Raw genomic sequence first — 7,612 nt, 5'->3', positions numbered from 1 at the left:
TGATCGAGCGGATCCCCGGCACTTCCCAGCTGTGGCTGATGGTCAACGTGGCCAACGGCGATTCCGAGTCGATCGTCACCTTCCGCCGGAAATAGCGGAGCCGGCCGGCGGCACAGGTCAGATTCGCCCTCAGGCCCGTTCACCGCGAACGTTGAGGTCGCGGCATCAGCTGCTGTCTCTGGGGATTTGGGCCTTCCTTGCGGCCGGCCTACCGAATGACCGAGGTCATATGGACTCCATCGGGGTTTCCACGTTCCGCTCACTGCCTGCGGGGTCGATGCCTAGGGCGCTCGACGACCTTGGCCGGCCACACCGCGTCCAGCCTGCCGGCCCTCAGGCGGCTGGGGATGTTCTTGACGTGCTCGGCGTTCAGCAGCCAGCAGGTGAACCTGTCGGCCTCCAGCAGGTGGTAGACCGGCTTCCGGCACTCGGAAGTCACCTCCGGCGCGACCAGGGTGATGGCCGGGCCGTCCATGGTGCGGGTGCACGACGGCGTACGGCTGCTCGGCCGACCGGGCGATGAACGGGTTGACCCGGCTCACTCCCGCAGCAGCGATCCTGTGGCAGTGCTCGACCGGCCGCCGGTGGGGGCGAACGGCATCTGTGCGTCTTACAGTGTCCGCCGGGCCAGTAGTCGGCGAGAGTCGGCACCTGGTGCCGGATCGAGCCGACTGGGCGACAGTGCGCCAACCTCTTTGGCGGTGATGGGCCAGCCCTCGGCCACCAAGGTGCGCACCACGTCCATCAGGTCCAGGGCGTTGAGTTCGATCAGTTTTTCCTGCTCGTCGGGGTCGTTGCCGCCTGAACGGCATCGGCCGCGTGGTGTCCAGCCTTGATCATCCAGGGGCGGCCAAGATCAGATCGTCGACCGTAACCGGGACCAGCCGGGCCGCCACGCCGGATTCGCCTGCAACCGCACGGGCCCGTTTGGAGTCGTGATCACATGGCCGGAAAAGGGTTGGACGGGATGATGGTCGGGCTTGTAGCTTGCCGTTGACCGTGACACCGCCCGAGGAGGTGAGACCCATGAACGCTGTATCGATGTGGGTGCTCCCCCTTCCCGTCACGGCCGGCGATTGACGTAGGTGTCGCCGGGAGCGCCTCGCCAACCAGGCTCCCGAAAGGCAACACCTATGTACTCTCAGCAGGTCACCGCCGAGCCACCGTCGAACGACACGGCCGAGCGCGGCTCCACGGTGGGCGACGTCCCCGCAGTTCTCTGGTCGTCGGCCACCGGCGCCGATCGCGCGCCCCTCATCTTCGATGTGATCATTGCCGGGTGCGGGCCGACCGGTGCGATGCTGGCCGCCGAACTACGGCTGCATGATGTGCGGGTACTCGTTCTGGAGAAGGAAACCGAGCCCAAGTCGTTCGTCCGCATAGTCGGTCTGCATATTCGCAGTCTTGAGCTGATGGCGATGCGCGGACTGCTGGATCGCATTCTCCAGCACGGAAGACAGCGTCCGGCCGGCGGTTTCTTCGCCGCCATCCCCAAACCCGCACCCAAGGCCCTGGATTCCGCGTACACCTATCTACTGGGTATCCCGCAGCCAGTAATCGAACATCTGCTCGAAGAACATGCGGTCGAACTGGGTGCACAGGTCCAGCGCGGTTGTGCGGTCGCCGGTTTCGAACAGGACGACGAGGGTGTGACCGTCGAGCTGGCCGACGGGAAACAGCTGCGTTCGCGCTATCTCATCGGTTGTGACGGCGGGCGCAGTACGGTGCGTAAACTGCTCGGTGTCGGCTTCCCCGGCGAGCCCTCACGGACCGAGACGCTGATGGGCGAGATGGAAGTGGGCGTGCCGCAGGAGGAGATCGCCGCCAAGGTGACCGAAATCCGCGAGACCCATCAGCCATTCTGGCTCCGGCCCTTCGGCAAAGAGGTCTACAGCGTCGTAGTCCCCGCCGCGGGAGTCAGCGACCGCGCGGAACCGCCCACCCTCGAGGATTTCAAACAACAGCTGCGCACCATCGCCGGAACCGATTTCGGCGTGCACTCCCCGCGCTGGATGTCCCGCTTCGGGGATGCCACCCGGCTAGCCGAACGTTATCGGGTCGGGCGGGTGCTGCTGGCCGGCGATGCGGCACACATCCATCCACCCATTGGCGGGCAGGGCCTGAACCTGGGCGTTCAGGACGCGTTCAACCTCGGCTGGAAACTGGCCGCGCAGATCCGCGGCTGGGCGCCGGAAACACTGCTGGACACCTACCAGGCCGAACGTCATCCGGTCGCCGAGGACGTGCTGGACAACACCCGCGCCCAGATGGAACTGCTGTCCACCGAACCGGGCCCGCGGGCCGTGCGCAGGCTGCTCACCGAACTGATGGACTTCGACGAGGTGAACCGCCATCTGATCGAGAAGATCACCGCGATCGGCATCCGCTACGACTTCGGCGAAGGCCCCGACCTGCTCGGCCGCCGCCTGCGCGACATCGACGTGAAACAGGGCCGTCTCTACGGTCTGCTGCATCGCGGTCGCGGCCTACTGCTGGACCGCACCGAACGCCTGACCGTCGGCGGCTGGTCAGACCGGGTCGATTACCTCGCGGATCCCACTGCGGTACTGGATGTTCCGAGCGTCCTGCTACGCCCCGACGGCCACGTCGCCTGGATCGGCGACGATCAGCAGAACCTGGACGACCACCTCTCACGCTGGTTCGGCAAGCCCGCCGACTGATTTCGCCTGGCAACCGAAAAGGCCCGTGTGGGCCGGCACGTCAAGCCGGTCAGGCTTGAAGACGTAAACGTTCCGGACGCGTTCGAGGTCGAAGTCGTCGGGGTTGATGGATTGGCGGCCGGTGGTGACCGGCTCGGCAGCCTCTCAACGCGAGCGTCCAACACCTCTGGGTCATGCCCCCGGGGTGTGGAGATGGGAGGTGTTCTTGTAGGTCGGCACTGGCTTGACTGCACGAAACATCCACAATCAATGTGACATATCTCCCCGAACGCCACCCCCCTTCGCGATCTTGCTCTGCGAGAATGCCCTCATTCCTCTCACACGGGGTGAGGGCATTCTCGGGAGCATTCACGTGAAGCGCTTCGTCGCCGGGCTCGCAGGCATCGCGACCGCCGTCCTGGCCCTGCCCGCCTACCCGACGACCGCACCCGCCCAGGCGGCCACCGTCTCTTCCGCCGCGGTCGATCCGGTGAACGCGCTCAGACAGCAGTTCCGCACCGGACGCGGTGTGCGGTTCATCGAGACCGTCCGTCTCGCCTGGAAGAAAGACGGAACGACCGTGCGCCGCAGGGGCACGCTGCAGTTCAGCCCCTCCGGCATCATCGCCGCGGACGTCGTACGGCGCGCCACCTCCAGCCGGCCCCTCGATGAGGACAACCCCGTCTACGTGCAGCACATGATCAACGTCGATGGGAAGCACTACCACTGCGACGTCACCCCGGCCCGCGCCTACCTTCCTGCAGGCAAGTCGTGGGTGCGCGCCAGCATCGACAGGCCCCTGCAGAAATGGGGCACCGTCTTCGGCGACCAGGTCCTCAACGTGTTCGAACCGGCCACCTTGGCGCTCCTGCTGCGCACCTCGACCCACCGCCTGCCCGACCAGGGCGGCACCCAGTACAGGGGGACGATCACCCAGGCCGAGCTTCGCAAGGCCTCCCGCTCCTTCCGCGAGACGACCTCCTTCGGGCCGATCAGCGCAAAGGAACGGGTGAAAATCACCTGGCGGCTCTGGGTGGACGGCAAAGGGCTGGTGACCCGCCTGGTGACCAGCGACGCGTTCGCCGACCTGGTCGACGACTACGCGAGCGACACCCGCTACATCGACTGGAGGTCCACGGTCACGGTCACGGCCCCACCCGCCGACCAGGTCATCGACGAAGACGACGTGGACTACTCCACCAGGCCGCAGACCCCGCTCAACTCAGTGATCGAACAGCCCGCGGGCAACTGATTCCCGTTTTTCGGGTGTGTCCAGTTAACTGCTCTGTCTTCTTCCGACTCTGTCTCTCTTTCGGTGGTGACGGAACGTCAGCCCAAGAGGATCCGGTGACGGAGCAGCGCGAATCCGGCGCGGCCGCGCATCTGGCGCATGATGCGCTTGGTTTTGGTGTTCACGCCTTCGGTGCCGCCGTTGTGGTGAGGCAAGGTGACGGCCGCACGGACGGTGTCGCGGTCCTGGTCAAGGCCGCGGGTGAAGGCGTGCAGGTGAGGTAGGTCGGCGGCGCGGGCAGTGGTGATCCACGTGTCGAGACGGTCGGCGTTGCCCTCGCGCGGCCGGAGCAGGTCGGCGAAGGCGCGGACGAGCCCGGCCAAGTCGATCATCTCGGGGCCAGAGAAGACACGCAGTCGCGATACGTCGTCCGCATGTCGGTCGTGTTCGGTACGCCCGGAGATAACGGCGCCGAGAAGGGCGCCGCCGGGAGCCTGGAAGTGTGGGAGTACCCGGGCGGGCCCGCCGGTCTCTTCCCTGATCCCCGGACGATGGCGGGCGTCCACGCCGACGGCGCTTTCGAAGACGCACTCGCCGTCGCTTGGAACGCCTCGCCGGGACGTCGGGGCGGACGGTGCGTGCTGTGGCGGATCGTCGTCAACGGCGCTCCGGTGCCGTCGGCGGAGGGGCCCTCGCTCGGCGCGGCCTTCGCGCTTGCCCTGCGTGAACTCCTGCGCAGACCCGCCTCTCGCCGCCCATCCGTGGCCGCGGTGCGCGGATTCCTTCGCGGACCCCGGCCGCGAACCGCGGTCACCGGGGCGATCGACGAGAACGGCCGGCTGACCCACGTGGGCGACATCGAGGACAAGTTCGAGGCCGCCCACCGTAGGGGCTGGCGCCTGGTGGCGCCCCGGGAGAACCAGGGCGATCTCGCAAGCGCCCGGGATCCCGCCGCGATCGTCTTCGCCGACGATCTCAAGGACGCCGGCAGGCTCGCCAGACGCTGGCGCACAGGCCGTGCCCTCGTGGCGCTCGCGGTGGTCCTGCTTCCCGCGGCTGTCGGTACACCGTCACTGATATCCCAAGGCTGAGAGCCGACGCGACCACGCAGACCGGTGCGGCCGCCTTCGAAGCCTTCGTCCGTTCGCACGAACGCCAGATCGTCTACATCGACGTCAGGTGCGAGTCCTACACGTCGGATGCGAAAGAGATCGATCCGCGATCGCACTGCTGGTTCCAAGGGCAGGACAACTACAGCGAAGAATCCCCCATAGCCTTCTTACTGAGTACCTTCTCGCACACCGAAACCGCCTACGAATGGTGGAACGGCCCCTCTCACGACTAGGGTGTTCTCCTCACCTACTTTCCCCGGAAGCCGGTCGGCAGCAGCACGTTCTTCACCCAGAACAACGGAGATGGCAGCAGCGGCCCAGGCGACCTCGAAGCGAAGGGCTACTTCGAGATCGTCATCTCCGGAACCGGCGCTATGGGCCCGCCTGGTCTGGACGTCGTGGACCTGCGCCCACGCTCGGCGCCCTCCTGAACACCCACACCGCACGGCACCCCGTCGCCGTACAACCGGTCACGCGGGTCACGGTCCAAAGGGCGGCGAGTGGCAGCGGGCTCCTCGATCGTTATCTGGGGTTGTCAAGCGAACTAGCTGGTCAGCCAGGGCCCCGGCGTTGATTCGCCATGTCCCGTTTCTACAGGTTGATCAAATGTTGTAGACGGCGAAGGCCTCGTTGTGATCGAGGAGATCGCGGCGGGCACGGGCCATGTCGGCTCGGTCTGCCCCGCAGTCCCGCCAGGTACGCCGATGCCTCGACATGCGGCATGACTTACTACCTGAAGTCACCCAAGATAACTCCGGCGGCCGTGGCCCGGGTCGTGGGACGGCCGGGCGTGCCCCCGGTGGCGTTGTCGTCATACGGGCACCAGGCCCAGGATCACCACAGGTCAGAGGCTACTTCGTTGGATCTTCTTCATTGCTACCGGGACCTCCGCAGGAGTTCCGTGCCTTTAGGAGAAGGCTTGGTGTGTCGCCACGAGCAACCATGGTGCGATCAAAAAACGCTTAGATCGCATAAAAACAGTGCATGGTCAACGACGCACTCCCGCTTTTGGCCGACAGCTGATGTCCAAAAAAGCTGCTGGCCATTCCTGATAGTTTCCACTCCAGTGCGCCCACCGCTCATCCAGCTCAACTCGATCTCCCACCCGCACACGCAGTCATCCGTATAGGTTGAGATGAGGAACATTTCAGCGTCGTCTCGGGATACGGCGTACGGGAATCGGATGGGCTTTGTCGCCCAATCCTGCAGCTCATCTGCGATTATCCCGGGATCTCTGTGACGCGCGATGGCCGTGGGGGGGTCCTTGTCCAAGTCAACCTGCAGCCATCGATACGCACCGTCACCGCCGCACGGGACGCTGAGCACGGTACCCGACGCCGTCACCGGCTTGCGCTCTTCGACCCTCACCTTGATGTCAGTGAGAAAGATCTGCCGGTCAGAGTGCCCCTCAACCATCAGAACCGCATGCCCAGGACTTTTTGGCATGCCGCCACCGGAGAGCTTCGAGGAGTTCCAGCCGGCTGTCTTATCGAGGTCAGGGTCGGCACCCATCAGACGGGCTATCTCGGTCGCCCGGAGAGGGGAGACCCAGTCACTGCCACACATGCTGTCGAAGACAGTGGCCGTTATCCTAGGCGGCTTACCACCTTGGTCCTCTGTGGAGGAGGCGGGAACGCACAGAAATGAATTGTTGTCGCCTCCCACGCTGACCTCATTGCAAGTACCGGAGTTTATTTTTGGCCCCTGTTGTGTGCGGTCGTCCTCGGGTACGCATGCGATGAGAACCGAAACCAGTATTCCGATGACAGCTAAAATAGCGGCAACTCCCTGCCACCAGGGCCTCCCCAACCAGAGCTTAGTGCTGTAGGGCCGCGGCGCGGTTGGTGGTTCCGTCGTCATAGAGATGCCCTCTTTGCTGCATATCACCGAAAGCGGCAAGGCTGTGCAGGATATCGAAGCCAATGGCCTTGTGCTACCGCAACGGCTCAGCTTGCATCTGCGGCCGGGCACGCAGGGCCTGCGATCAGCGGAAACCTCCGCCGTCACCGAACCGGCATCAAGATCACCCTCTACCGCTAATTACTGCATTCGCATTCCCCGAAAGCCTTCATGCACCGACACGGCCACGCGCCGAGGAAATCCTCACCCTCAATGCCGAAGACCTCGACCTGGAATTCCGGCGCGCCCGCGTCGTCTCCAAGGGCGACGCCATCGAATACGTGCACTGGGCCACCCCCACCGCCCGGCTACTGCCCCGCCTGCTGGCCGGCCGCACCACCGGACCGGCCCTCCTGGCCGACTGGCGCGCTCCTGCCTCCGGTCCCCGCCTGCCCGCTTCGTCGAGGAACCGGCCGGTGATCCGCCCGGCCACGGTGAGGAAGGCGTGCGCCAACGGCTCCCCCATCGTCGTCGTAGTGGTTGCGGACCAGCCCGGACACGTACGGCGCGAACACCGAACCGTCTTCGAGGTAGCCGTCCCAGAACGTCGGCGACTCCTCGACGTGTCCTCTGACCTGTGGATACGGTGGGCCGGCTCAGCTATGACGCCGAGGCGGGGCGAGGATGTCCGTGATCTCGACGACGGCTTCGCCGCCGGGCCGGGTGTAGCGCATCGCGGTGCGCGGATCCTTGTGGCGGGCCTTGGCCAT

At 65.4% G+C, this 7,612-nt stretch carries 5 protein-coding genes and 1 pseudogene; 3 read left to right on the top strand and 3 right to left on the bottom strand.

Annotated features, from left to right (window positions below; translation table 11 throughout):
- Positions 1 to 259: 259 nt before the first annotated feature.
- The gene (locus AB0J58_RS37760; protein WP_364224895.1) at positions 260 to 475 is read right to left on the bottom strand and encodes a hypothetical protein; all 216 of its coding nucleotides are present in this window, start codon (positions 473 to 475) and stop codon (positions 260 to 262) included.
- A 781-nt stretch (positions 476 to 1,256) separates the two neighbouring features.
- Between AB0J58_RS37760 and rox the strand changes: the two genes are divergently transcribed.
- Both rox and AB0J58_RS37750 read left to right on the top strand, forming a co-directional pair.
- Positions 1,257 to 2,681, top strand: a complete 1,425-nt coding sequence (gene rox / locus AB0J58_RS37755; RefSeq protein WP_364224901.1) for a rifampin monooxygenase — start codon at positions 1,257 to 1,259, stop codon at positions 2,679 to 2,681.
- A gap of 352 nt (positions 2,682 to 3,033) precedes the next feature.
- On the top strand, positions 3,034 to 3,912 hold the full coding sequence (locus tag AB0J58_RS37750) for a hypothetical protein (RefSeq protein WP_364224893.1): 879 nt from the start codon (positions 3,034 to 3,036) through the stop codon (positions 3,910 to 3,912).
- A 77-nt stretch (positions 3,913 to 3,989) separates the two neighbouring features.
- On the opposite strand, the pseudogene AB0J58_RS37745 reads toward AB0J58_RS37750, so the two are convergent.
- Positions 3,990 to 4,289: pseudogene (locus tag AB0J58_RS37745) on the bottom strand (transposase); the annotation flags it as partial.
- A gap of 36 nt (positions 4,290 to 4,325) precedes the next feature.
- On the opposite strand from AB0J58_RS37745, the gene AB0J58_RS37740 reads away from it, so the two are divergent.
- On the top strand, positions 4,326 to 4,982 hold the full coding sequence (locus AB0J58_RS37740; protein ID WP_364224903.1) for a hypothetical protein: 657 nt from the start codon (positions 4,326 to 4,328) through the stop codon (positions 4,980 to 4,982).
- Between the two features lie 972 nt (positions 4,983 to 5,954).
- Here the strand turns inward: AB0J58_RS37740 and AB0J58_RS37735 are convergent.
- Positions 5,955 to 6,902, bottom strand: a complete 948-nt coding sequence (locus AB0J58_RS37735) for a hypothetical protein (RefSeq protein ID WP_364224891.1) — start codon at positions 6,900 to 6,902, stop codon at positions 5,955 to 5,957.
- Positions 6,903 to 7,612: the final 710 nt, after the last annotated feature.

Origin of the sequence: Streptosporangium sp. NPDC049644, from assembly GCF_040675205.1 — a bacterium.
In the GTDB taxonomy this organism is placed as follows: domain Bacteria; phylum Actinomycetota; class Actinomycetes; order Streptosporangiales; family Streptosporangiaceae; genus Streptosporangium; species Streptosporangium fukuiense.
This window is presented reverse-complemented; position numbering and strand designations above follow the sequence as displayed.